23 protein-coding genes are annotated in these 23,544 nt (G+C 69.1%); 4 read left to right on the forward strand and 19 right to left on the reverse strand.

All coding sequences use genetic code 11. From position 1 onward, the window contains the following. Positions 1–43: 43 nt before the first annotated feature. From OOT46_RS12085 to OOT46_RS12115, 7 genes are read right to left on the reverse strand one after another with little or no spacing between them, the layout of a single operon-like run. On the reverse strand, positions 44–337 hold the full coding sequence (locus tag OOT46_RS12085) for a hypothetical protein (protein WP_265403855.1): 294 nt from the start codon (positions 335–337) through the stop codon (positions 44–46). After that, positions 334–1,011, reverse strand: a complete 678-nt coding sequence (locus OOT46_RS12090) for a tetratricopeptide repeat protein (protein WP_265403856.1) — start codon at positions 1,009–1,011, stop codon at positions 334–336. The genes OOT46_RS12085 and OOT46_RS12090 overlap by 4 nt, the downstream gene beginning before the upstream one ends. Further along, entirely contained in the window at positions 998–3,820 is a 2,823-nt protein-coding gene (locus OOT46_RS12095; protein WP_265403857.1) for a tetratricopeptide repeat protein, read from the reverse strand. Before OOT46_RS12095 ends, OOT46_RS12090 begins: the two co-directional genes overlap by 14 nt. Then, positions 3,801–5,699, reverse strand: coding sequence for a tetratricopeptide repeat protein (locus OOT46_RS12100; RefSeq protein ID WP_265403858.1), 1,899 nt, complete (start codon positions 5,697–5,699; stop codon positions 3,801–3,803). The genes OOT46_RS12095 and OOT46_RS12100 overlap by 20 nt, the downstream gene beginning before the upstream one ends. A 13-nt stretch (positions 5,700–5,712) precedes the next feature. Continuing rightward, positions 5,713–6,294, reverse strand: coding sequence for an AraC family transcriptional regulator (locus OOT46_RS12105; protein ID WP_265403859.1), 582 nt, complete (start codon positions 6,292–6,294; stop codon positions 5,713–5,715). Between the two features lie 13 nt (positions 6,295–6,307). Beyond that, entirely contained in the window at positions 6,308–7,495 is a 1,188-nt protein-coding gene (locus tag OOT46_RS12110; protein WP_265403860.1) for a DUF3570 domain-containing protein, read from the reverse strand. Beyond that, the gene (locus OOT46_RS12115) at positions 7,482–7,664 is read right to left on the reverse strand and encodes a DUF4266 domain-containing protein (protein WP_416136182.1); all 183 of its coding nucleotides are present in this window, start codon (positions 7,662–7,664) and stop codon (positions 7,482–7,484) included. The genes OOT46_RS12110 and OOT46_RS12115 overlap by 14 nt, the downstream gene beginning before the upstream one ends. Between OOT46_RS12115 and OOT46_RS30940 the strand changes: the two genes are divergently transcribed. Beyond that, on the forward strand, positions 7,590–7,760 hold the full coding sequence (locus OOT46_RS30940; RefSeq protein ID WP_416136184.1) for a hypothetical protein: 171 nt from the start codon (positions 7,590–7,592) through the stop codon (positions 7,758–7,760). The genes OOT46_RS12115 and OOT46_RS30940 overlap by 75 nt on opposite strands. Here the strand turns inward: OOT46_RS30940 and OOT46_RS12120 are convergent. The 6 genes from OOT46_RS12120 to OOT46_RS12145 are packed head-to-tail and all read right to left on the reverse strand — an operon-like array spanning position 7,724 to position 14,227. Then, complete coding sequence (locus tag OOT46_RS12120; RefSeq protein ID WP_265403862.1) at positions 7,724–8,233, reverse strand: TlpA disulfide reductase family protein; 510 nt, start codon at positions 8,231–8,233, stop codon at positions 7,724–7,726. The genes OOT46_RS30940 and OOT46_RS12120 overlap by 37 nt on opposite strands. Before the next feature lie 24 nt (positions 8,234–8,257). After that, positions 8,258–8,905: an outer membrane beta-barrel domain-containing protein gene (locus OOT46_RS12125; RefSeq protein ID WP_265403863.1), complete on the reverse strand. Its 648-nt coding sequence runs from the start codon at positions 8,903–8,905 to the stop codon at positions 8,258–8,260. A gap of 17 nt (positions 8,906–8,922) precedes the next feature. Then, positions 8,923–9,699, reverse strand: coding sequence for an SH3 domain-containing protein (locus OOT46_RS12130; protein WP_265403864.1), 777 nt, complete (start codon positions 9,697–9,699; stop codon positions 8,923–8,925). Positions 9,700–9,707: 8 nt separating this feature from the next. Beyond that, the gene (locus OOT46_RS12135; RefSeq protein ID WP_265403865.1) at positions 9,708–10,337 is read right to left on the reverse strand and encodes a hypothetical protein; all 630 of its coding nucleotides are present in this window, start codon (positions 10,335–10,337) and stop codon (positions 9,708–9,710) included. A gap of 2 nt (positions 10,338–10,339) precedes the next feature. Beyond that, positions 10,340–13,309, reverse strand: a complete 2,970-nt coding sequence (locus tag OOT46_RS12140) for a hypothetical protein (protein WP_265403866.1) — start codon at positions 13,307–13,309, stop codon at positions 10,340–10,342. A gap of 45 nt (positions 13,310–13,354) precedes the next feature. Beyond that, a complete protein-coding gene (locus OOT46_RS12145) occupies positions 13,355–14,227 on the reverse strand; it encodes an FAD:protein FMN transferase (protein WP_265403867.1) in 873 nt (290 codons plus the stop codon). A gap of 642 nt (positions 14,228–14,869) precedes the next feature. Here OOT46_RS12145 and bla point away from each other — a divergent pair. Further along, positions 14,870–15,775, forward strand: a complete 906-nt coding sequence (gene bla, locus OOT46_RS12150; protein WP_265403868.1) for a class A beta-lactamase — start codon at positions 14,870–14,872, stop codon at positions 15,773–15,775. On the opposite strand, the gene OOT46_RS12155 is transcribed toward bla, so the two are convergent. From OOT46_RS12155 to OOT46_RS12170, 4 genes are all read right to left on the reverse strand, one after another. Then, positions 15,776–16,243, reverse strand: coding sequence for an SRPBCC family protein (locus OOT46_RS12155; protein ID WP_265403869.1), 468 nt, complete (start codon positions 16,241–16,243; stop codon positions 15,776–15,778). A 119-nt stretch (positions 16,244–16,362) separates the two neighbouring features. After that, on the reverse strand, positions 16,363–17,556 hold the full coding sequence (locus OOT46_RS12160; RefSeq protein ID WP_265403870.1) for a DUF4382 domain-containing protein: 1,194 nt from the start codon (positions 17,554–17,556) through the stop codon (positions 16,363–16,365). A 183-nt stretch (positions 17,557–17,739) separates the two neighbouring features. After that, positions 17,740–18,729: a hypothetical protein gene (locus OOT46_RS12165; RefSeq protein ID WP_265403871.1), complete on the reverse strand. Its 990-nt coding sequence runs from the start codon at positions 18,727–18,729 to the stop codon at positions 17,740–17,742. Positions 18,730–19,010: 281 nt separating this feature from the next. After that, a complete protein-coding gene (locus OOT46_RS12170) occupies positions 19,011–19,751 on the reverse strand; it encodes a hypothetical protein (RefSeq protein ID WP_265403872.1) in 741 nt (246 codons plus the stop codon). Positions 19,752–20,091: 340 nt separating this feature from the next. Here OOT46_RS12170 and alkB point away from each other — a divergent pair, with 340 nt between their 5' ends. Both alkB and OOT46_RS12180 read left to right on the forward strand, forming a co-directional pair. After that, on the forward strand, positions 20,092–20,745 hold the full coding sequence (gene alkB / locus OOT46_RS12175) for a DNA oxidative demethylase AlkB (protein WP_265403873.1): 654 nt from the start codon (positions 20,092–20,094) through the stop codon (positions 20,743–20,745). A gap of 178 nt (positions 20,746–20,923) precedes the next feature. Next, the gene (locus tag OOT46_RS12180; RefSeq protein WP_265403874.1) at positions 20,924–21,865 is read left to right on the forward strand and encodes a hypothetical protein; all 942 of its coding nucleotides are present in this window, start codon (positions 20,924–20,926) and stop codon (positions 21,863–21,865) included. 70 nt (positions 21,866–21,935) lie between these two features. Here the strand turns inward: OOT46_RS12180 and OOT46_RS12185 are convergent, their stop codons facing one another. Next, positions 21,936–22,550 carry a hypothetical protein gene (locus OOT46_RS12185; protein WP_265403875.1) on the reverse strand — a complete coding sequence of 205 codons (615 nt, stop codon included), beginning with the start codon at positions 22,548–22,550 and terminating at the stop codon, positions 21,936–21,938. Positions 22,551–22,712: 162 nt separating this feature from the next. Then, the gene (locus OOT46_RS12190; protein WP_265403876.1) at positions 22,713–23,537 is read right to left on the reverse strand and encodes a nucleotidyltransferase; all 825 of its coding nucleotides are present in this window, start codon (positions 23,535–23,537) and stop codon (positions 22,713–22,715) included. Between the last annotated feature and the right edge of the window lie 7 nt (positions 23,538–23,544).

Here is a 23,544-nt window from a genome sequence, read left to right on the forward strand (position 1 = left end):
TTCTCTCCTAAAACGTCTGTCGGTGTCTTGTATGGAAGGGGGACTAGTTCGCGGGCGCCGCAGCGCGCGCCCGGATCTGCGTGTCGTAGTGCACCTGGCGGCGGAACACGTCGCGGTCGACCGGCGCCAGCGCCTCGTCGAGCACGCTCTGCACCGGCCGGCCCGACAGCTCGCCCGGCGCCGGCTTTTTCCAGGGCACGATGTAGAGGACCTTGGGCAGCTCGCGGTTGCCGATGATCTGGGTCCGGTCGATGTCCGCGTGGTCCTGGGCCAAGGCCGGTGCGGCGCAGGCCAGGGCCAGCGCGAGTGCAAGTGCGAGTCGGCGGCGGGTGTTCATTCCTTCTCCTTGCGGCTCGCGGTGGCGGCCGACGGCTTGCGGTTCTTCAGGTCCGCGACCCACTTCACCACCGCGGCATCGCCGCCCGGAGACAAGGCGAGGTAGCGGTCATACCGTTCCAGCGCGCGCGGCCCGTCGCCCAGGTAGAGGTCGTGCAGGATGCCCAGGTTGAGCTGCGGCGCGGCGTAAGCCGGGTCCAGCGCAATCGCTTGTTCGTACGCAGCGCGCGCCTTGGCGAACTCGCCCTGCTGGCGGTATGCGATGCCGAGCTGGTTGAAGTACAGCGGCTGGGCCGGGCTGGCGCGCACCGCCTGTTCGAGCGCGGCCACCGCCTGCGCCAGCTTGCCCGCGCGGCGGTGGATCAAGCCCAGGTTGGCGTGCGGGCCGCCGAGCTCCGGGTGGGAGCGCGTCAGCGCCAGAAAGCCGCGTTCGGCCTCCTCGGTGCGGCCGGCGGCGAGCGCGCGGCGCGCCTCGTCGAAGGCGCGCTGCACGCCCGGGTCCACCGGTGCCGAGGGCTGGGCCTTCGAGGCCACGGGCGCCGGCTCACCCGCCCCGGGCGGAGCGGCAGCGGCCCCTTGCCCGGGCAGCAGCCCGTCCAGCGACGAGCAGGCCGCCAGTGCGGCGCAGAGCGCGGCCGGACCGCCCGACCGCCACAGCAGCTCAACGTATCGCATCGATCACGCCCTCGCTTCGTTCGCTCTTGCCGTAACGCACCGGCCGCAGCTGGGCCAGCGCCGCGAAGCTGCGCCGCACCCATTCGTCATAGAGGCCGGCCGCGGCCCGGCGTGCGTTCACCTCGTGCAGCTCGGTGGCTTTCTCCTCGAAGGGATAGGCCTGCTCCTCCAGCAGCACGTCGTACTGCTCGCGTTCGGCCTTGGACAGGCCCTTGGGACGCTGAGAACCCAGCATCGCGCGGCCGAAGTCCTGGTAGAGCGCGGCAATGTGGAAGGTGGCGGCGGTGGTGACCTCGGCCACGCCGTAGTCGGCGGCCACGCCGTAGGCTTTCAGGGTCTCCTCCATCCTGGCTTTCTTGAGCTTGAGCTGCCGGGTCAGCGGCTCGACCAGCGCCACCTTGCGGTAGGCCTCGAAGCTCGGCTCGGCCAGCGCCAGCGCCGCCGTGGCGCCCAGGAAGCGGGTGCGGTCGGTGCGCGCGCCGCCGCCGCGCTGGTCGGCCTGGAACAGCTCCTTCATCCAGGCGAGTTCGCGTGGGGTGTTGCCGTCCGCCCTGGCCAGCCGGGCGAGCCGGAAGCGGGCTTCCACCGCCGGCTCCAGTGGCTGCGGGTGCTGCTGCAGGTAACGTTCGTAGGCCTTCGCCGCAGCGGCGCGGCTGCCGCCCGACTTCCCGGCCGCCTTCTCGTGCAGCTCGGCGACCTGCCACAGCGCCGCGCGCGCCTGCTGCGGGTCCTTCGTCTCGGCGGCCAGGCGCTCGAACTCACCTGCCGCCTGGGCCCAGCGGCCCTGCTCCAGGTAGACCACCGCGAGCTTGCCGGCGACTTCGCCTTGCAGCGGGTGTTTGGGGTGGCGCTGCCGGAAGTCCTCCAGGCTGCGGGCCGCAGCGTCCCAGTCCTTCAGGCCGATCAGCGAAGCGGCCGCGTCGTACTGCGCGGTCGCGCGCACCGCGGACTGGGGTGCGACGACGGCGACACGCTCGAAATGCGCCACCGCGTCGCGCGATTGGCCGGCCGCACGCGCCTGTTCGCCCTGCTTGTAGATCGCAGCAGCCTGACGCTCGACCAGCTCGCCGCGCGCCGGGTCCTTCTCGGGCGTCAGCATCAGCACTTCGGCGTAGGCCCGCTCCGCCTGGGCGAAGCCGCCGCGCTCGAAGGCGGTGTGCCCGATCACCGTCCAGGCCACGCGGCGTTGCGCCGGAGCGGCCGGTGGATCGAGCGCCAGCACCTGCTGCGCGACGCTCGCGGCGCGTTCGGTGTCGTTGAGGCTGAACAGCGTCTCGGCGGCGTTCGTCAGCACGGCGCCGGTGCGCGGATCGGCCGGGAAGGCCTGGGCGAAACGCAGCGCGCTCTCGACAGCCGTGCGCCGCAGGGCCGGCGCTTGGGCCGCGGCGACGCTCTTTTCCTGCGCGGCATGGCTGAGCAGCGCGGCGTAGCCGGCGTCGGCGCTCTTGGCATGCGGCGGGTACTGGTAGGCCACCTTCTCGTACTCGGTGCCGGCCGCTTCGAAACGCCCGTCCTCGAACAGCAGCTCGGCGAGCAGGAAGTGGTTCTGCGCCGCTTCCGGATCCGACGGGAAGGAGGCGATGTAAGCGCGGTACCAGCGCACCGCTTCCTGGTAGTCCTCGGACTTTTTGCTCTTCTGCGCGCTCGCGTGGTAGTGGCGCGCCAGCTCGCTCAGATGGGTTTTCACCAGCGGCTGGGCGTGTTCCCAGCCGGACGGGTTGGCGCGGCGGAACTCGCTGTCGACGCCGTAGTGGGCGACGTAGTCCTTCTTGGCGTCGAGCGCCAGCGTGGCGAAGCCGGCCTGCTGGTAGATGTCGATGACACGCGCCTGCAGCACCGGCGCCTGGGCGTGCAGCGGGTGGCGCCGGGTGAAGGCACCCAGGGTGTCGGCCGCGTCCTTGGTGCGCTCCTGCTTGATGTAAAGCTCGCCGAGCTGCTGGTAGACGCGGAACTCGTAGCTGCGGCGGGCCTCGCCGTTCATGTAGGCCGGGATGGACTCGGCACCTTGCAGGTTCTGCAGCGAGAGGCTGGTAACGCGGAAGGTGTCTTCGACCAGCTCACGGTCGGCGCGGCTCAGGCCCTTGAGGCTGTCGAGCTCGGTGTCGCCCTCCTGCCCGGCCAGATTCATGTCGAGCACGCCGAAAAACGAAGCCAGCGCCTCTTCGAGCCGCCCTTGCTTGAAGAGCGACCAGCCGTGCATGTACAACGCGCGCTCGCGATAGGGGTTGGACGGGTCGCCGTCCAGCACCGCGGCGTAGGCCTGCTCGGCCTTGGCGTAGTCGCGCGCGGTGAAGAGCAGCTCGCCGCGGCGGAAATGCGCCTCGTCGCGGTAGGCGGTCTGCGGATAGTCGCGCACCAGCCGGTCCAGGGTCTGCAGCGCGAGCTCCAGCGCCCCGCCCTGCTCGTGGGCGCGCCCCAGCTGGTAGAGCACGCGGTCGTTGCCGGGGTCCTGCGGGTAGGTCTTCAGGAACTCCTGGTAGCGCGCGATCGCGGCCCGGTAGTCCGGGCCGGTGGCGCCCGGCGCCTCGGCGCCGCTCTGGTCGGCGACATCCATCTCCAGGTCGCCGAGGCGGCGCATTGCTTCCGAGCGCTGCGGCGCGTTCGGCGCCGCCGCCAGAAACTCGCGATAGGCGGCGATGGTCTGCGCCTCGCTGACCGCGATGCCGGGGTCCGGCTCCACCACCACCTCGCGGCCGGCCAGCGTCCTGAGTGTGGGTTCGTTGTCGGGCGATGCCGGCTTGCGCAGCACCGAACAGGCGCACAGCCCGCCGGCAATCAGCAGCAGCAGGCTATTTCGTGGCCGCATCATGGCTCTCTTCCTGCTTGAGCTTGGCGTGGTCATAAAGCTGTGCGACCGCGAAGCGCGCTTGCGTGGTGTAGACGGCCAGGCGCTCCTTCTGGCGCAGCAGCTCGGCCGCGGCGAGGGCTTCGACCACCTGTTGCTGTTCGCCGCGCAGCGCCACGACGCGAGGCATCAGCGCGGCGATGCGCTGGCCGAGCTCGGGAATGCGTGCGCCGAAACGGTCGAAACGCGCCGGTTCGTCGCGCTGGGCCTGCTCGAGCGCCGCGCCGCGCCGGCGCGCCTCGGCCAGCTCGCCGCCGAGGCTGCCAAAAGCCTTTTTGGCCTCCCACAGCCGCACCGGGAAGTCCTGCGCCAGCTGCCAGTTCAGCACCCCGGCCGCGAGCCGATAGCGCTCGCGTGCCGGGTCCAGCTCCGGGTCCGAGCCGGCCCGCTCCAGGGCGTCCCTGACGCGCGCAAGCCGGGCCAGCAGCTCGCGTTGTTTCGCGTCGCCGAAGGCGCCGGCGTCCGCGTCGGCCTCGACCCGCGCCAGCTCCGCCGCGAGCTCGTCGCGGCGCCGCTCCAGTGCGGCCTGCCCGTTTTCGCTGTGCCGGGCGCTTTCGAGGATCTTCGGCAGGCGCTCGGCATAGGCCTGGCGTCGGTGCGCGAGCATGTCGTCGAAGGCGCCCAGCTTGCCTTGCCAGTCCTGCAGATTGTTTTCCAGGAAACGCAGGTCGCGGTAGTTCTTGAAGGCTTCCTGGAACTCGTGCCCCGCCAGCACCTGCGCGAGGTGGCCGGCATGCGGCATCTCGGGCAGCTCGCGCAGGCTCCAGAACCAGCCCATTTCCTCACCGGGGTTGTGGGCCATCAGGCCGTCGACCAGCCGGCCGGCGCGGATCGCGGCGATGGATTCGTCGAGCGCGGTGTTTTCCCGCTCGAAGGTCTCGATGGCCTCCTGGTAGCGCTGCAGCGACTGCCCCCAGGCGCCCAGCTCGGCATAGGCGTAGGCGACGGCGATCTTCGCTTCGAGCACCGCGGCATCGCTGGCATCGCGCTGACTCAGCTCGGTCCAGGGCACCAGGGCCAGCCTGGGGCTGTCGAGCGCCGCAGCGGCCCAGCCGAAACCCAGCAAGGCCTTGTTGGCCTGCGGACTGGACAGGCGCACCCGCTCCAGATAGGTCCGCGCCGGCTCGGCGCGCTGCTCCTGCAGGGCCGCGAAACCGAGCGCCACGTTGGCCTTGTCGCGCAGGCTGCGCAGCTCCTCGGTGGTGGCGGGCGCCCGGCCAAGCTCGTCGAGCCAGACGCTGCCGCCGGCCGTGTCGCCGCTCTTGATCAGCGCGACCCCCAGGTTGTAGCGCACATAGGGCCCGGCCCCATCCTTCAGCGGCAGGCCCTGGAGCGCGGCGGCGGCGCCTGCGTAGTCGGCGCGCGCCATCGCCAGATAGGCCTTGAGCAGCCCCCGCTCCTCGTCGAGCTCGGGCGGCAGGTGGGTCTCGACGCGGTCGAGGGCCGCCTGCGCTTCCACCACAAAACCGCGCTGGTAGCGGATCTTGGCCAGATAGAACCAGGCCCGGTCGCGCACCGCCGGCGCGGCGCCCTTCTCGATCAGCTGTTCGAAGATCCGGCCGGCCTCGCGGTGCAGCCCGTAGGACAGCAACAGGCCGCCGCGCAGGATCTCGGCTTCGTCGGCGTGCTGCGGCAGGCGCTCGAAGTGCTGCGACACCATCAGCGTGGTCAGCGAGGTGAAGTAGCGGTCCTGGAAAAAGTAGAACAGGCCGTCGCCGTAATGCGGGTCCTGGACGACACGCGGCAGGTCGGCGGCGCCTGCCGGCGCGGCGGCCGCGAGCGCCATGGCGGCGACCGCGGCCAGCCGCGTCAACGCGGGGCGGAGGGAAAACCGCGAATGCATGTGCCGGCCGCCCTTATTGCCAGACCTTGACGTCGAACTCCGGCTGCAGCTTGCCGGTGGAGTCCTTGATGCGCAGCTCGATGTACTTGGCGTCGCTGCCCTTCTCGAACTTCACGGTCGCGCCGCGCCGGTAGTCGCGCTCGTGCGGGCCCACGCCGGTGAAAAACGCGACCAGCTCGTGTTCACCGGTCTTGAGGTTGCCGAGGTAGACGCGCTGCACGCCGCCGCGGTGCAGGGCCTGCACTTCCGCCGGGGTGTAGAGGTAGTTCGCCACCACCTTGTCGTCCAGCTTCAGCTGCAGCGAATCGAGCGCGAACAGCTTGCCGACGTCCATCGAGACGAACACCGCGACCTGGGTACTGGCCGGGAACAGCAACTCCTCCTCCAGCACCAGGAGGTCGCGGTTGAGCTGGATGATGTCGCTCTTGAGGGTCTGGATGCGCTCGTCCAGGCCAGCCGGCCCGGGCGCGGCCTCGGCAGGCGCGCTCGCGGCCGCCGCGGCGGGCGGCGGCGCATCCACGCTCCAGGCCGCGGGCAGCGCCGCGACAGCCATCAGGAACCCGAGGGCCAGCGCCCTGCAGTCGATACGGGACATACGGCTCGCTCTCTCAATAAGTGGCCGACAGGTAGACCTGGAACACATTGGCATTGAAGGCATACGGGGCGCCGGTCCGGAGGTCGGTGAAATCGCTGTACTTGAAGCGCTTGTACTCATACGTGGCATGGGCCTTGATCTCGTACTCGCCCGGCACGCGGGTCAGGCGGCGCGCCACCTTGCCGCCCAGGCCGATCGAGTTGAAGGTGCTGAGCTGGCGGTTGCGCGAGACGTAGGTCGTCTCGTTGCGCGCGTTGTCGCTATAGAACAGCGCGCTCGACTGCGTGTGGTAACGCAGGTAGGTGTCGGCCAGCCAGGCCTCGCCGAAGTAGCGGCTGTAGCCGACTTCGGCCGTGTGGGCCTGGACGTCCCAGGTGTCCCAGAAGTAACGGTACTCGGCATGCACGGCGCTGCCCGATCCGATCGCGCCCACGGCGCGGACCTTCACGGCCCGGCTGGAGCGGGTGCGGGGGCTGCGCTCCGGCACCAGCGTGCCGAACACCTGCGCGGCCCGGTAGGGATTGCCCAGGTAGCCGCTGTCCGAGACCATCTCCAGGTTGAGGCTCGCCAGCCAGCGTGGCGTCAGGATCTGGGTGACACCCAGCCGGTAGCGCCAGTGCCGCGCAGTGTCGAAAAAGCCGGTGTCGGAGCGGCCCACCTTGTCCGACCCACGTGAGAAACCCAGATTCACCGTCGTCATGCCGCCGAAGACGTCCTGGGCCAGGTCGAGGCTGACGCCGTCGGCGATGTAGTCCGGCTCCTTGCTGTGCGAGGTCGACAGCGTGATCATCGAATCGCGGTAGACGTAGTCCACGCCCAGGCCGTATTCGGTGCGGCGCTCGTCGAAGGGGCTGGCCGTCGTCACGACGTCGATCGAGGCGTTGCTGACCGCGTCGACATAGTAGGACGCCGAGAGCGACACGCGGTCGGCCATGCTCTTGCGCACCAGCAGCGCCGGGCCGGACGCCTTGATGCCGCCGCCGTCGTAGACGTGGTACAGCGCCTCGGCGCGGTCTTCGGGCAGGTTGACGGCCTGTGCCGAAGCGCCCGCCAGCGCACCGCCCAGCAGGCCCGCAATGCGAGCGGTCGTGTGGCCGGGCCGGCGCGGCCGGGCCCGGCACTGTCCCATCCAGGCGCGCAGCGCCCTCAGCGCAGGCTGCCAGTGGGCCGCCCCTTCGAGCCGCCGGCTAGTTGCAGCCACAGCCGCCTCCTTGCACGCCGGTGGCGCCGCGGGCGCCCTCGCGCACGTCGTGGATGTGTTCGAAATGTTTGGCCGACAGCGCATCGCGCGACACCTGCATGATGGGATCGGCCAGGCGCTCACGCTCATAGGGCTTGACCCAGGGTTCGACGGCGCAGCCGCTCAGCATCGATGTCAGACCCAGCACGGCCAGCACCGGACCTCGGAGGAGCATCCTTCTCGGCATCTTCATTCCTTCAGCAAGTCGCGGATCTGCTGGTCGTAGGTGTTTTCGTAGCCGCTCAGGTAGCCGCGGTGCAGAAAGCGCACGCGGCCGTCCCGGTCGAGGATCAAGGTCGAGGGCATGGCCTTGAGGTCGTACAGCCGGCTCACCGTCTTGTCGCTGTCGAACAGCACCGGGAACTTCAGCCCCAGCTTGGTCGCCATGCTGGCCGCGTTGCGGCCGTCCTCGTCGACGTTGACGGCCAGCACCGTGAAGCCCGAGCCCCGGTACTTCTCGTAGAGCCGGTTCAGGTGCGGCATCTCCTCGCGGCAGGGGCCGCACCAGGTGGCCCAGAAGTTGATCATCACGACCCGTCCGCGCTGCTCCTGCAGCCGCAGGTTCTGGCCCTGCAAGCTGCGCAGCGTGAAGTCCGGCGCCGCCGACTGTGGCCCGGCAGCGGTCGCCGGCAAGGCGGTGCACAGGGCCAGCGTCAGCGTCAGGACGCGGCCTAGGGTTCGAAAGCCAGGGTGTTGCATGCGGTACTCCTGCACAAGCCGCCGTCAGAAGAAAAAGGTGAGACCCGCGGTCAGTTCGAGGTTGTGGGTGCTCTGGCGCTTGCCGAGCAGGTCGAGCGAAAACATGTGGTCGCGCAGGTCCACCTGCAGGGCGGCCCAGTCCGCCAGGAACACCCGCGAGCCGAGCCCGACGTTGATGGTCTGGTTGCGCTGGTCGTTGAAGCGGGTGCTGCCGACACCGGCGATCAGGTACATCGCCGAGGCCTTGGCGCGCCGGCTGCCGAAAAACACCTCGCCGGGCAGCAGGTTGTAGCCGACCGAGAGGTTGTAGTAGGTCAGGGTTTCCTTCTCGCCGCCGAACACGCCGCCGGGCAATATCTGCCGGAAGGACTCGTCGCTGACCTGGGTGCGCGCATAGGCGCCCTCGACGAAAAAGTCCTCGGTGAGGTGGTAGCCCAGCCGCACGCCCGTGACCACGCTGGAGCCGAAGTTCTGGGTGGAATAGATGCCCGTGAAGAGACCGGCCACCAGATCGTTCGACGGGATGCGCGGCCGCTGCACGTCGCGGCGGTCGACCTCGGGCACGACGACCTGCTCGTTGGCGGGTTGCGGATCCGCCGCGGCGGCCATGGTCGGCGCCATCGCCAGCACGGCGGTGGTCAGCAGCGGGAGGGCAAGGTCCTGGAGGCGCATAGGGTTCGTGGGTCGCGTTAGAAAAAGAAGGAGAGGCCGGCGCTGATCGCCCGGTATTCGATCGACCGCTGCTCCGAGACGAAGGCGGTGTAGAAGGCGTAGTCCGCGCTCAGGACGAAACGGTCGCTCAGGTGCCAGCGCAGGCCGACCACGGCGTCGGCCAAATTGGCGTTGGTTTTCACCGCGCCCACCAAGCTGGCGTTGGGCACGTTCTTGAAGCGGCCGACGCCGATGCCGAAAAACGGCGACAGGCGCCGGTCCGACCAGGGTTCGGCCACCGCGTTGACATGCCAGAAGCTGGTGCCGGAGAACACGCCCTGCACCTGCCCGACGCTGGCTTCCACGCTCAGCGAAGGTGAAAAGCGGTAGCCGGTCCAGAGCTTCAGCATGGGCTCGGAGTCGAAGCGGCCCCAGGCGCCGCCGAGCTGGATGCGGCGCTGCAGGTAGTCGTCCAGCAGGACATCGCGGAAGGTCTTCTGGCCGCCAGCCTCGGTCAAGGTGCTTTCCAGCTGCTGGCGGCGCACCCAGCCCTGCTTGCCACCGGCGGTGCGCACCTTGAACCAGTCGGTGTGGCGCAGCTCGATCTCTATCCATTCGTGGCGCTCGGCCACATGAAAAACCGGGTAACCGCGCCCCGGTCCGGTGTGCAGCTCGATGTAGGGATCGCTCACCTGCACCCGCTCCAGCACCGGGTCCGCCGCCTGTGCCGATGCGCAGCCGAGCAGGCACGCGAGCAGACAGGCGCGCAGCACGCCGCGTGCGGCTTGCCCGCGCCGTAGAACAACAGAGGCCATCAGACAACTCACTCGATATTGCAGGTGCCGGTCTCGGGGTCGGCCGGCGTGAACATGCTGTTGCCAGCGCTGCTGAACTCGTCCTGGCCGGTGGGCATCGGATGCTTGATCCAGTACTCGATCAGCTTCACGTTCGGGTCCTCGGCGCTCTCGAACACCAGGCCGCCGCCGTGCAGGACGTTCAGCACCATGGGTTTGGTCAGCAGCCGGCTCTGCATCGGCGCGCCGAACACCACCTCGCCCTGGGCCGAGTAGAAGTTCTTGTACATGTCGCTGTCGCGCACCACCTCGGGCGTGTTCGCCGGGTTGCCCAGGTCCACGGGCTGCGCGCTCGACACGACACGGAAGGCACCGCCGGTCCCGCTGGTGTTGTCATGGCAGCCGGAGCCGGCACAGGTGTTGGTCGACGTCGTGCCGTTCTGGTGGATGGTCAGTGGCTTCAGAAAGATCGGGTTGATGCACTTCTGGAAGTAGACGTAGGACAGCTTCCGGCCCACCGCCCCGGGCGGGTTGCTGACATTGGGCGGGTTGTCGAGCGGATTGGATCCCCCTCCCCCGCAGGCCGTGAGCCCGAGGGAGGCGGCACACCAACCGGCGCCGAGGACTGCGCGGAACAGGCGCCGTGGTACTTGCAGCATGGTCATGGGTTCGGGCACCCGCGGGTGATCCAGTTCGCGATCGCGGTATAGCCCGCGCTGCCGGCCGGCAGGACCGCGGTCGCCTGGCCCACCACGCCGGCCGGATGCGGCACCGTCGAAGGCCGTGCCAGCAGCAGGTTGGACGCGGCGCTGCAGGTGTTGGAGATCATCGACAGCGTGACGTTGTAGTCGCCGTCCGCATCGCCGGTGAGCACATAACGGTTGCCGCGGAAATTGGCACCGCTGCCCGGGGTGTGGCAGCCCATGCAGGTGCTGCGCAGGACGGGCAGGACCTGGGCTTCGAAGCTCTCCTGGCTCAGGGTCGTGACCGTGCGCACGCCGCTGGCGGCGTTGAAGGGGTCGTTGTAGTACTGGCCGCCGAGGTCCATCCACTCCGCCAGCAGGCGTTTTTCGGCGGCGTTGAGCAGGGTCGCGTGGTCGGGCGCGCTGCTCGGGGGGTTCGGGTGGGCACGGCGGGCCTCCTCGCCGGCCAGCAGGGTTTCGCCGAACAGGATCTCGCCGAGCCGGCTCTTGCGCGCAATGCCTCCGCTGTTCATCGCGCCGGAGCTGGCCTCGACGAGGGGCGCGCCGCGCCGGATCATCGTCACCCCCCGGCGGACATCGGTCACCGGAGCGCCGTTCCCGTCCAGCAGCGGGTCGCCGATCAGCAGCTCTTCGTAGGACGTGAGCCGCCCGGTACCGCCGACGGTGGCACGCAGGTCCAGGCGCGCCGGGTCGGCGTGGCAGGCCACGCAGGTGTTGGCGCCGCGGTCGCGCGTCCACAGGGGCTGGATGTGCTCCGGGTAGTTGATCACGCCGTTGCTCGGCGCCGGGGTGGCCAGGTCGTCCGCGGCATTCGCGTTGCCGGTGTAGCGGATCGTGATCGAGGGCCGTGCGCTCACGCCCGACTGGGTCGTGTCGGCCCACACGTCGGTGTACGACAGGTCGGCCAGCAGCTTCAGCGCCGCCGGATCCAGCCGCGTGCGTGTCGACGCCATGGTCTCGCCCGCCTGGTGCGCACTCGCCATCGCGGGACGCAGTGCGGCCGGCATGGTGTCGACGATCGCGCCCGAGTTCAGCGCTGCGCCACGCCGCGGGCTGTGGCAGCCGTCGCAGGTGCGCCGCTCGCCGGGACGCACCTGGATCCAGTTCGCGTGGGTCTGGAAGGCGCGCCCCTTGGCATCGACGATGGCCAGCGCCAGCGGGATGTCGGCGGGGACATGCAGCTTGAAGGAACCGTCCGGCTCCACCGGCGCGTAGCCGAGGATCTGCTGCTGCTCGAACTCGGTCTCGCCGATCGCCGAGCGCAGGCCCATGGTCGTGGCAGGCGGCGGAATCGCCCGGGTGGCCCGCACGAAACGCGCCGGCGCGCAGTGATAGGCCGCTTGCGCCGGGTCCTTGATGCGCAGCAGGTCGGGCACCCGGGCCCGGGTGTCGTTCGCCTCGGTCGGGTCGGTCATGGCGATGCCCTGGGCGCAGCCGGCCGGCCGGTCGGCGGGGCTCAGCATCTGCTCGCCCATGCGCCCGAGACCGTCGGTGTCGTAGACGCTGCGCACCTCGATCAGCGCCAGGCCCTGGGCGGCCAGCGTCGGATCGACATTGGTCGGCTCGGTGGCGTTCGGCTCCGGCCGGGCCAGCAGCGCCACCGGGTCGGTGTACATGAAGCCGCGCGGCGGCGAGGCCACGGGCAGCCAGGTCTGCCGGACCGGGTTGAACATGTAGATCGTGTAGTTCGGCGGCACGTTGTCCTGCACCGTGTCGCCCTCCACTTCGGCCTCCGAGCGATCGCGGTTGGCCAGGCGCTGGACCTCAGCCTCCGTCAGGCTGGCGCACGGGACGATCTTGTCTTCGCGCATGACCTCGCAGGGCCGGTAGGCCACCAGGATCCGGTTGGTGCCGTCCCACAGCGGATAGGGTGAGGTGATGCGCCCGTTCAGCGACAAGCCCTCGCCCGAGTTGAGGCTCTTTTGCGTGCTCTCGCTTTGCCCGCCGCGGGCCGGAACGGTGCGGTTGGCCGGGGTGTTGTCTTCCGAGTAGTTCGTGACGTCGATGAACCTCAGCGAGCCGCCTTCGTCGGTACCCGACAAGGGCATCAGCGACGAGGACAGAAAACCGGCATAGGGGCCGCTGGGATCCATGTCGCGCGGGTGCAGGTAGCTGTTGCCGGCGCTGTGTGCGCCGAACAGCACAAACATGTCGGTGCCATCGGGCTTGGTGCGGAAGATCGCGAAGCGGTTGCGATCGCCAAGGTGCTCCCAGCGCGAGAACATGATGTCGCCGTTGGGTCGCACCACCGGATTGCGGTCGTGGCTCTGGTTGAAGGAGATCTGCTGGATGTTGCCGCCGCGGCTGTCCATGGTGTGCAGGTTGAATACGCGCTCGCGCTCGTACTCGTCGAGGGCGTGATAGCTGCGGCCCAGGGCCTGGTTCACCTTGGACTTGGTCTGCCGGTTCGACGAAAACACGAAACCGCGTCCGGCGGGCAGGTAGGCCGGGTCGACATCGTCATCCTCGGTCGAGCTGGTCAGGCGACGGAAGCTGCCGTTCTCGAAGCCGCCGCTGCTCATGTCGTATTCCCAGATGTTCCAGCGGCCGGTGCAGGCGGGACGGCCCTCGATCGTCGCGGAGTTCGAGGTCGGGCAGCGCATCGCGAAGACGATCCTCTTGCCGTCGTAGGAGACCTCCGGGTCCGACGCATCGCCGACGCCCTGCGTGAAGCGCCGCGTGATGTTGTGCTCCCGCGCGCTCGGCGAGGACTTCTCGCGGATCATCAGGTCGCCGCCCTCTTCGCTGGGCGCCCCGTTGGTCGGGTTCATGCTGGTGGTGCTGCTGCGCATGACGTAGGCGATCGGCACGTCACCCTCCACCGTGCCCGAGTCGGACCCGCCGCTACCGCAGGCGGACAACCACAGGCTCAAGCCCGCCGCCATGACGGCGAGCCCGCTTCTTCTTTTTCTCAGTTGCGTTTCCATCTGCCTCTCCTGACGAGTTTTTTTATCGAACGCGATCCATCTTCATCACGGGGGGGTCGGCGCGCTTGCGGGCAGCAAGCCCGACGAGCTGTGCAGCCGGCCGTCGCTGTCGACCACCACCGCATCGATGCCCGGCTGGGTCTCGACGAGCTCCAGGCCCTTCTCGACCCCCAGCACAAAAACGCTCTTGGACAGGGCTTCGCTGGTGAGCCCGTCGGGCGCCAGGATGGTCACGCTGCGCACACTGCTGGGCGAGCGGCCGGTGCCCGGGTCGATGAGATGGTGGAAACGAACGCCGTCCTGCTCGAAGTAGCGCTCGTAGTCGCCCGAGGTCGAGATCGAGGTGTCCTCCAGCGGCAGCACCGCGACGACCTCGCCGGCCAGGCGCGGATCGCGGACCGCGATGGTCCACGGCCGGCCGCGGCGGTCTCCCAGGACGTGGCTGTCGCCCCCCGCGCACACCATGGCGTGCCGGATGCCGCGGGCCTTGAGGAGGGCGATGCTCCGATCCACCGCATGGCCCTTGGCGAAGCCGCCGAGATCGATGCGCACACCTTCGCGCGCGAACCGAACGGTGCGGGCGCGCGGGTCCAGGATGAGGTGGCGATAGCCCACCGCCGCGCGCGCCTGTTCGACTGCGGCCTCGCTCGGCCGCAGCTGGTGTCGGTAGTCGTACAGGTGGCCGACGGCGGCATAGGTGATGTCGAAGGCACCGTTCGACAGCTCGGAAAAGTCGATGGCCCGGGCGACCAGCGTGTACATCTCGTCGCTGACCGGCACCGCCCCCGTCGCGGCGTCGCGGTTGATGCGCGACAGCTCGGACTGGGGCGTTGTGGGGACGTCATCGCTCGATCGATGCGGTGCATCTCGGCCATCACGGCGGCCATGGCGGCTGCGGCGGCCTCGCGTTCCTCGCACCACAGCTCGACGCGCACGGAGGTGCCCATGATGGCTTCCTCGCGGCTGTACCACGTGCCGGCCGCACGCAAGCGACCGCGGCTTCGGGCTACTGCGCCGGTGCGATGGCTGGCATTCAACTGGCCCAGTGACATGACCGCTCCCCCAAGAATGCGGGGGTGAGAGCAAAGCCTGTGCCACGGACGGCCCCCGTCCTCGCAGGCATGCCGTCCTGGTTGCATTCCCCGGAGCCGGCCGGACCGGTCCGGCCGTCTCTACAGCGACGCTGCAGGGGGCCTGTTCTGCCGCTTCACCTCGAGGCGGCAGCCCTTTTCAGACACCAAACATTCACTTTCAAAAAATCACAAAACCAGTACTAACCCTCAGCGTCAAACGACGTAAGTGTTTCGACACGAAACAAAAAGGACGCCCCACGTCAAAATTACCAGGGGTATATGTGTGCTTTTGTTTCTCGCTCGGCTCAACATCCGGACAGCTCCGGCCCACCTGAAGCCGACCTCCCGCTGCCGCCTCGACCGGGGTCGCCTCTGCCGTGTCTGGGCGTTATCAATGTTATGAAGCCGCCGTTGCGCGCAGTCCGCTCCAGGCCGATGCTGCGGGTTTCTGACTGACTCCCCACCACCGCCCATGAGTTCCGGACCGATGTTCTTGTCCCTGCCCCTCTCGCGCCGTACCCTGCTGGCGGGCGCGCTCACAGCCGGTTTTGCACGCGCCGGCTCCGCCTCTTCGTTCGCCGTGGACCCCGACGCCCGGGCCGCGCTGGCGAAACTCGAACAGAAAAGCGGCGGTCGCCTGGGCGTGCATGCGCTCGACACCGCCTCCGGCCGCAGCCTGGGTTTCAACGACAACACGCCGTTCGCGCTGTGCTCGACCTTCAAGTTTTTGCTGGCGGCCGCGGTATTGCACCGACACGACCGCGATGCCGGCGTGCTCGACAGGCGCTTGCGCGTGCGGCGCAGCGACATCCTGCACCACTCGCCGGTCACGTCTCAGCACGTGAAGAGCGGCTTCATCACGGTGCGCGAGGCCTGCCATGCCACCGTGACGGTCAGCGACAACGCGGCGGCCAACCTGCTGTTGCCGCTGGTCGGCGGGCCCCAGGGACTGACCGCCTTCCTGCGGCGGCATGGCGAAGACCCGATGACTCGCCTCGACCGCACGGAGCTCGCACTCAACAGCAATCTGGAGGGCGATCTGCGCGACACCACCACACCGCGGGCGATGGCCGAGACGACACGCCGACTGCTCACCGGGGACCCGCTCAGCGAGGCTTCGCGGCGGCAGTTGTCCGACTGGCTCCAAGCCGCGACCACCGGTCTGGCCCGCGTGCGCGCCGGCCTGCCCCGCGACTGGCGCACCGGCGACAAGACCGGGACCTGCGAAAGGGGCGCGGTCAACGACGTCGCGATCACCTGGCCGCCCGGGCGTCCACCCATCGTCGTGGCCGTGTACATGAGCGGCTCGACGCAACCACTGGAAGCGCTGAACGCGGTGCATGCGGAGGTCGGCGCGCTGGTGGCGGCCCGGCTGGGTGAGGTCGGAGCTTAGCTAACGCTCCTGCCTGCCGGCCCTCTCGAGCTGGTCCTTCAGGCGCCGCACCCCGATCGCGGCGCGCTTGCGCATCACGCGCCGGGCCAGCGGCACCACGGTCCAGCGGGCCAGCAGGCCGTTGTTCCGGCTCAACATGCGCCACGTCACCTGGCAGGCCGCGGGCCCGACTTCCTCGAACACGATTTCCATCCGCGGCATCAACGGCGGCAGCCGACCCTCGGTGACCAGGCGCCTGCCGGCCTCGGCTTCCTTGACCGTGATCTTGACCTTTCTCTTGCCCCGAAAAGGAATCTCGACGGTTTCCAGGTACTCTTTGCCCGGCTGTGCCGGCGCGAGCGTGTTGGCCGACTCGATGGCCAGCACGCCGGGGAACCACTCGCCGAATCGCTCCAGGTCGCAGGCATAGCGAAACACGGCCTCGAGAGGCCGTGCAATGGTGGTCGTCTGGTGCGCAAGCAGCTGCATTCCCTCTCCTTCCGGACTTGATGGAATCCGGCAAGGTAACCGCGACGCTGCGCAACCGCAATGCCGGCGATCACCGAGCCGGCGCTGGCCGGGCTGCCGGCTGACGCCAGCAGCTCCGCTCAGGGCGCGAAGGTGAAGTCGGCGACGGCGTCCGCCGCCGAGAGGTCGATCACGCTCGTCTGCGTCGTCTGGCCCGGCACCGCCGCTTCCAGCGTGTACTGCCCCGCGGCCGCCGCCTGTGCCGTGAAGCTGTAGGTGGTCGCGCCCGCGGCATAGCTCGCCAGCACCGGCGCCGCGCTGGGCAACGCAAATGCGTAGTCGCCCGTGTCGGCGTCCACCGGAACGCCGGCGACCTCGATCTTGCGGCCACCGACCATCTGCGTCGCGCGCACCATGGCATCGGGGATGGCCGTCGAGCCCGTGGTCGCCACCGCGCCGGACGCCGAGCGCGCCGGACTCGTCGGCAGGTCGAGCGGCGCCGCACTCCCGTTCAAGCTCGTGATGCCGGTTGCCGTCACCGGGACCCCGGTCATCACGGCGGTCACGCGGCCTTCGGCGGTGATGACGAGGTCGTAACTTCCGGCAGGCACCGGCGACAGCACGAACTTGCCGTTGAGGTCCGGCACCGTTGCGCGGGCAACCATCCCGCCCTGCTGCAGCGACACGGCCGCGCCTTGGGCGAGTGAGCTCGCGACGTAGCCCTCCACCGCCAGGCCGGGCACCGTGGTTCGAGGCAGGACGGAGAGGACCGGCTTGAGGTTGTAGCGGCCGGAGTTGCCACGCGGCACCACCGACTTGCAGGCGTCGAAGTCGAGCACGAAGTCGGCGGTCTGCCCGGCCTCGACGGTCATGCGGGTCTGCAGCTTGAGGCCGGACTGCTGGGCGCTGGGCGTGTCCAGGGCGGTTTCCTCGCCGCCGGTCGGGACGATGGAATTCGCCAGCGGATCGGCACTGGTGTTGGGAGCCAGCACCAGGCGCAGCTGCCTGTAGGTGCCCGCCGGAAGCGGGGTGCTGCCCAGTTCCTCCAGCACACCGTTGGTGAGCTCGAGCAGGTTGACCCGCGTCGGGCTGGGCGGCACGATCTGCTCCCAGCCGGCGTCGCCCTCCTCGGCGCTACCGTTCAGGTTCACCTCGATGCGTTCGACCGTCACGTTCACGGCGTCATAGCCGCACGCCGGCGCATCGGTCAGTGCCAACCGCATCGTGCCTTCGGAGCGAGAGTCGCTGCCGCCCCCACCCCCGCCGCCGCACGCAGCCAAGGCCGTTGCCGTGATCACGCCCATCAGCGCTCCGCGCTTGCCAAGCACACTCATCTCGTTCACCTCCAGTTGTGTCAGGCCCTGCCCGGATCACCGGGTCATATGGGATAGTTTGCCATTCTGATCACCCGGGACAGCGTGAAACGTGGCGGGGGCCCGTCGTTCGTCCGACCAGCGGCCGTCCGGGGGTTTCGAACGGCGTTCTGCCCCGGCCTTCGGCGCGCAAGCGGCGGCGCCTCAAGGCAGCGGGAGTTCCACGACCAGGCCCAGCGGCAGCTGGTCCTGTGGCTGCTCGCCGTCGCCATGCCCCCCGAGCACGAGCACACGGGTCGGCCCCAACACAATCAGCTCCGGGAACATCGCCGGGCGCGGCAGCCGGACGGGCGCCTCGATCCATCCGGAAATGCCGGGGGAAAGCAGGTAGACCGTGTCTCGGAGCTGATAACGATCGTCCATGCCGCCTGCCACCACCAGCCATTTCCCGGTCCAGCAGGCGCCGGGCGCGAACAGCCGCGCGGGCAGCCTGGGGAAGGACGTGTCATTGAACCGCCCCGTCGACGGATTGAACTCGGTGACGCTGTCGAAGTGCGGCGGAGCACCGCCGGCCGCCTCGCCGAGTCCGCCGACCAGGAGCAGCCGGCCCCCGTACTCCGCCGAGGCCAGGGCCCGGCGCAGGGGTGGCACCATCGGCTGATCCCAGGGGACGAAGGCCTGCTCCTTGAGATCGAACACGTCGATGGCCTCGTGCCAGCTGCCCGACCGGTCGCCGCGGCGCCTCGGCGTGCCATCCCACCCCGCGACCAGGAAGGCCCGGTTTCCGCTGTGCAGCAGGACGTTGGAGGATCGGCGGCGTGGCATCTGGCAGACGAAGGACCAGCGGTCGCGCCGGATGTCGTAGCGGAACACGCTGTCGTCGGAGACGGCCGGCCAGCCGACCTCCTCGGGCCGCCAATCGGGGTAGTCCAGGCCCCGCTCGTAGCGGAACCCGCCGAAGGCGTACAGGTAGTCCCGGGTGGCGAGCATGCGCAGGCCCTGCACCGCAAACGGATAGCGGCTCAGCCTTCGCCAGCTCCGGGTCGACAGCTCGTATTCGAGCAGCTCGTCGCTGAAGTTCGCGGCCGGGTAGGTGTGGTACCTCCCGACATGCCCGCCGAGCACGTACACCTTGTCTCCAGCACGCGCCTGTGCGAAGGACGACCTCGGCGGCTGCTCGAAGAGCGTCGCCACCCGGTTGAAGGGCGGCCGCTCGGCGCCGGCAGACGCTGATTCGCCAGGGGCCGCCCTTGCGTGGGGAGGCAAGACCTGGCCCAGAGCGCCTTTCGATCGCACAAGCGCTGCTGCGGCGGCGCTGCCAAGAAGAAAACCACGACGTTGCATGAGGTCCTCCAGGGGTAGGGAGACGGGCGATTCCGCGTCTCCAGCTCCCTGGGACTTTGCACGCTGCCGAGCAGCGGCGCCGCAACAGGAGGTGGCGGAAAGGACACTGCCCCCGCCGCGCGGCGGGATGATCAGCCGGGCTCCCGGGGGTCCCGCATCAAACCAAGCCCCTCCCCCTTGGCGAACCAAGAGACGCCGAAGGCGACGATCGCCACCGACTCCAGCCAGAACACCGGCGAGTAGCGGCTCAGCCGGCACTTCAGGCTCTCCGGCAGCAGCCCCTGGTAGACCAGCAGGGCCGCCAGCGCGCCCAGCATCACGACGCCGCAAGTGCGGTAGACCCGATTGCGCCGGATCTTCTGGGGCGTGCGCCGCTGCGGGTCGTCGGTCTCCGTGAACAGGAAAAGCGAGAAGTAGGCCAGCGACAGGAAAAACAGGCTGGCACAGCCGAGGTGCACGTACCCCGACCAGGTCGTCGCCGTCGGGCAGGACAGCGCCGGCGTGGTCGGGCACAGCGCCAGCCCGATGGCCCCGGCGCAAGCCGCCTTGCCGGCCCGGTTGTCGCGTTCGTCGTAGCCGCGGTAGGTGAACAGGAACACGCCCAGCGCGCACATCGTGCCGACAAACACGTCGCGCATGCCGGTGTAGTAATAGGAGCTGATCGATTCCTGGATACGCGCTGTGCGGAACGCGAGCACCTCGCCCAACACCAGCAGCGCGGGCAGCAGCATGCCGAGGGTCCCGACCGCCTTGCGCAGCGTCAGGTAGGAAACCAGCAGATGGTTTTCGTCGCGCCGCGCCTTGCGGTGGGAGGACGGCGGGCGCTCGGTAGAGCCAGATGGAGCCTGTGCGTTCGAATGAAGGGGGGCCATGTCGAGGTGTCGTTGACTGCACGAGCGCAGCGATATCGACGCCGGACCATGCGGTCCACGACACGGCGTTTTTTTACAGGGCGTGGATTGTGCGAGGAAAGGTAAGGTGGGGCGGGCAGCGGCCAAGTCGGCGCGCGCATCTGCAAGCTGTCGGGCAGGCGGCGTGGCAAGAAAGCGGAAGCAGCGACCCTCATTTCGCAGCTCTACATTTCGCTTCCGCTGTTGGCAAATGCAGCCCGCTCCGGACTCGATGTCGAACCGCGGAGCGCGACGACGGCCAGGTCTTTCTACACTGGGGTTTTCAGCCCGGCGCCCTGTGGCCCCCTGCTCCCGACCTGCCATGACGGAAGATTTTTTTTGCGACGCCTTGCCCGGTACGGGCGGACGTGAGTCCCTTGGGGCGCAGGCCGTCGTCCTGCGCGGCTTTGCCCTGCCCCGGGCTGCGGAGCTGCTGGCCGACATCGGGCGCATCGAGCAGATCTCTCCCTTTCGGCACATGCTCACGCCCGGCGGCTTGCCGATGTCGGTCGCGCTGACCAATTGCGGCCTCCTGGGCTGGACCAGCGATCGCCACGGTTACCGCTACACCCGCATCGACCCGCAGACCGGCCAGCCCTGGCCGGCGATGCCCGAGGCCTTCCTGCAGCTGGCGCGCGCCGCGGCGCAGGAAACCGGGTTCGACGCTTTCGAGCCGGACGCCTGCCTCGTGAACCGCTATCTCCCCGGGTCGCGGCTGAGCTTGCACCAGGACAGGGACGAACTCGACTTCAGCGCGCCCATCGTGTCGGTCTCGCTGGGCGTGCCGGCGGTGTTTCTGTTCGGCGGCCTGCGGCGTAGCGACAAGGCCACACGCATCCCGCTGCTGCATGGCGATGTGGTGGTGTGGGGCGGCGTGGACAGGCTGCGGTATCACGGCGTCCTGCCGCTCAAGGAGCAGCAGCATCCGTTGCTCGGCCGGCAGCGCGTGAACTTCACCTTTCGCAAGGCGGCCTGAAAAGGGCGAAGCGCGGCAGCAAACGGGCCGGCCCAGGCCTTACACCCTGACAAGTAGCGCAGGAAGTGGTGAATTCCCGCGGGGTCGATATCACGCCCGGCTGGTTTCGTGGGAACATCGCGCCCGGCGCGGCTCGGGCGTACGACCGTGCGAGACTATTTCCATAGAGAGGGATTTCATGTTCCGCAAAACGATGTCGGCCGCCGTGGGCGGCTTGTTCCTGCTGACCCTGGCCGCCTGCGGCGGCGGCGGTGGTGGCGACGACGGCCCGGCGACCACCGGTGACCTGACGGCGGCCAACTACGAGTCGCGCGCCGACGCCTCGGTCGACACCACCTTGGCGACCACGGACTTCGAGAACGGCAACATCGCCGTGCCGCAGGCCGTCGGCGCCCGCCCCCTCGACGGCAAGGTGTCGATCGGCAGCGTCTCGCAGTTGATCGCCCGGCGTGTGCTGGCCGACAACTACCGCGAGCAGCCGATGGCCGGCGAACCGGTGTCGGTGCCCTGCGACTGGGGCGGCCGCATCCTCATGAGCGGGCAGTTCAGCAACCCGCCGCGCTCCGGCCAGACGATCACCCTCCAGGCCGAGAATTGCCAGGACAACGAAGACGACGAGCCGGTCAACGGCTCCATCACCGCTACCGTCACCCGCTATGCCGAGGACGGTCCGGTCTACAGCCTGGGCCTGCGGATGGTGTTCTCGCACTTCGGCAGCGAGGACCAGCACGTCTCGGGCTCCGCCTCGTTCAGCCTCACCTATGACCGCAACGCCGGCGAGGTCGTGCGCTCGGAGTACGTCTTCAAGGGACTCGCCGTGACCACGCCGTCCGGCACGCTGCAGTGGCACCACGGGGTCAGGGTGGTGCGCGCGGGCGACGGCGACCAGCTGAGCCTCAACGGGCACATCCAGATCGACGGCGACTACTACGCGCTGGAGCAGAACCAGCCTTTCCATGCGGTCTCCGGCATGCCGGAAAGCGGCAAGCTGACGGTGGTGGACAAGGACGGCGACCGGCTCGAGATCGTGGCTGGTGCGGACCGCTTCACCTACACCTTCTATGCGAAGGGCAGCACGTCGCCGACGGCGACCTCGGTGCGGCTGCACTCCGAACTCTGACCGACGTGCCGGGGCGAGCGCCCCGAGCGGTCACACCCGAGGGCCACGGCAGTGGCCCTTTTCTTTGGCCTCAGCCAGGCGCACCGGCACGGCGCAAAGCCACTTGCCTGCGCCGCACGCGGCGTGCAAGCATCACCGCGCGAGCGTCCCGGCCGAACCACCAGGCCAGCAGACCATAAGCGAGCAACACCCCGACCGCGGCCATTCTGGCGTCCCAGGCGCCCTGCCCCAGCAACAGCCAGACCATCGCACCCGCATAAGCCCCCATGCCCACCACGAAAAAAGCGCTGATCGCGACGACCAGCATGCCGCCCGCGCCGGGCCGGACATCAAGCGTCCCGTCCTCATGCAAGGTCGCGTACAGCAGGCTGGCGCGCAGTTCCTCCAGGGAGAACTGGCCGGAGCGGTAAAGCGCCATCACCGCGGCACCCAGCCGCTGCGACACCGGCTTGCCGAGCACCGCCCGGAACAGGGCCTCGCGTTTGGCCATCAGGATCAGCTCCTGCGCCTCGGCCTGGCCTTCGGCCTCACCCAGCAGGTAGGCGTACTGCTTGAAGCGCCGCTTGCGGAGGTATTCGTCATTGAACTCGAGCAGGGCCTTGACGGCCTTGTACAGTGCAGCCGCCACGGCGGCGGCGGCGGGGCCGAGACCCGATGTGGAGGTGAGCAGTTCGCCGAGTTGCATGCCGTGGTCCTCCCCGTGCGGGTTGCCGTCTACCGCTCGGTTGTACTCTTCCGGCGCCGCGCTGTGGACCGGCCGAACCGACAGATGAGGGCACAGCTGGGAGACCGACCGGTGACGTCCTTCAGCCGTCTCCCGGACTGAGCCGCGTAGGCGCCTGATCCGCTAGTCGGCTTTCTGGCGGTCCGGAATGGCCCGGGTCCACTCGGCCACGTCGTTCTCGCTCATCTTGCCGAAAGGAAACACGCGCCCGTCCTGGTAGCCCTGCTGCTCGACGTCCTGCAGGTACTGCTCGCGCGACAGCAGGGTGCCGGCGCACAGCTTGTGGTCCGGCGGCGGCGCGTGGATTTCCTCGCGCAGCCGCCCCAGCAGGCTGTCCATCACCCAGGCCGGCACCAGGCGGCGCTCGGCAGGATAGATGTAGCCGAACAGCACCATGTGGCTCAGCAGCACCCGCCAGTGCCGCCCGAAACGGTCCACCAGGCGCTGCCAGTCGAGCTGGCCGGCGCGGGCCCGCAGCAGGTGGGCCACGTCGGCACCGTCGTGCCGTTCGCGCTCCATGATGAAGGCCTTGGACCAGATCGTCTCCTCGGCCGGACACAGCCCGACCGGCACGCCCAGCACCTCGGCGTCGCACGCATGGCGGAACCAGTCGTCGTCGGTCTCGGTCAGGCCGTTGCCCGAGTTGAAGATGAGGTCCACGAAGGCGCTTCCGGCGTAGACCTTGCCCAGCCAGTGCGGAAAGCTCAACTCGGTCTGCCAGCCCGCGGCCTGCAGGGCCGCTTCGGCCGCTTCGTAGTCGCGGCGCCGGATGAACAGGTCCAGGTCCTTCGTTTGCCTCTCGATCCCGGTGTAGCAGGTGAAGGCATATGCCCCTCCCACCAGGAAGGGCACGCCGGCGGCGTTCAGGGTCTCCAGGACTTGCCGGTAGAACGAGGCGCTCTCCGGGTCCAGATCGCAAGGCGCTGTGATCGAGAGTTCTTCAGCCATGGATGCC

The sequence above is a fragment of the Aquabacterium sp. A7-Y genome (assembly GCF_026153205.1).
In the GTDB taxonomy this organism is placed as follows: Bacteria; Pseudomonadota; Gammaproteobacteria; order Burkholderiales; family Burkholderiaceae_C; genus Caldimonas.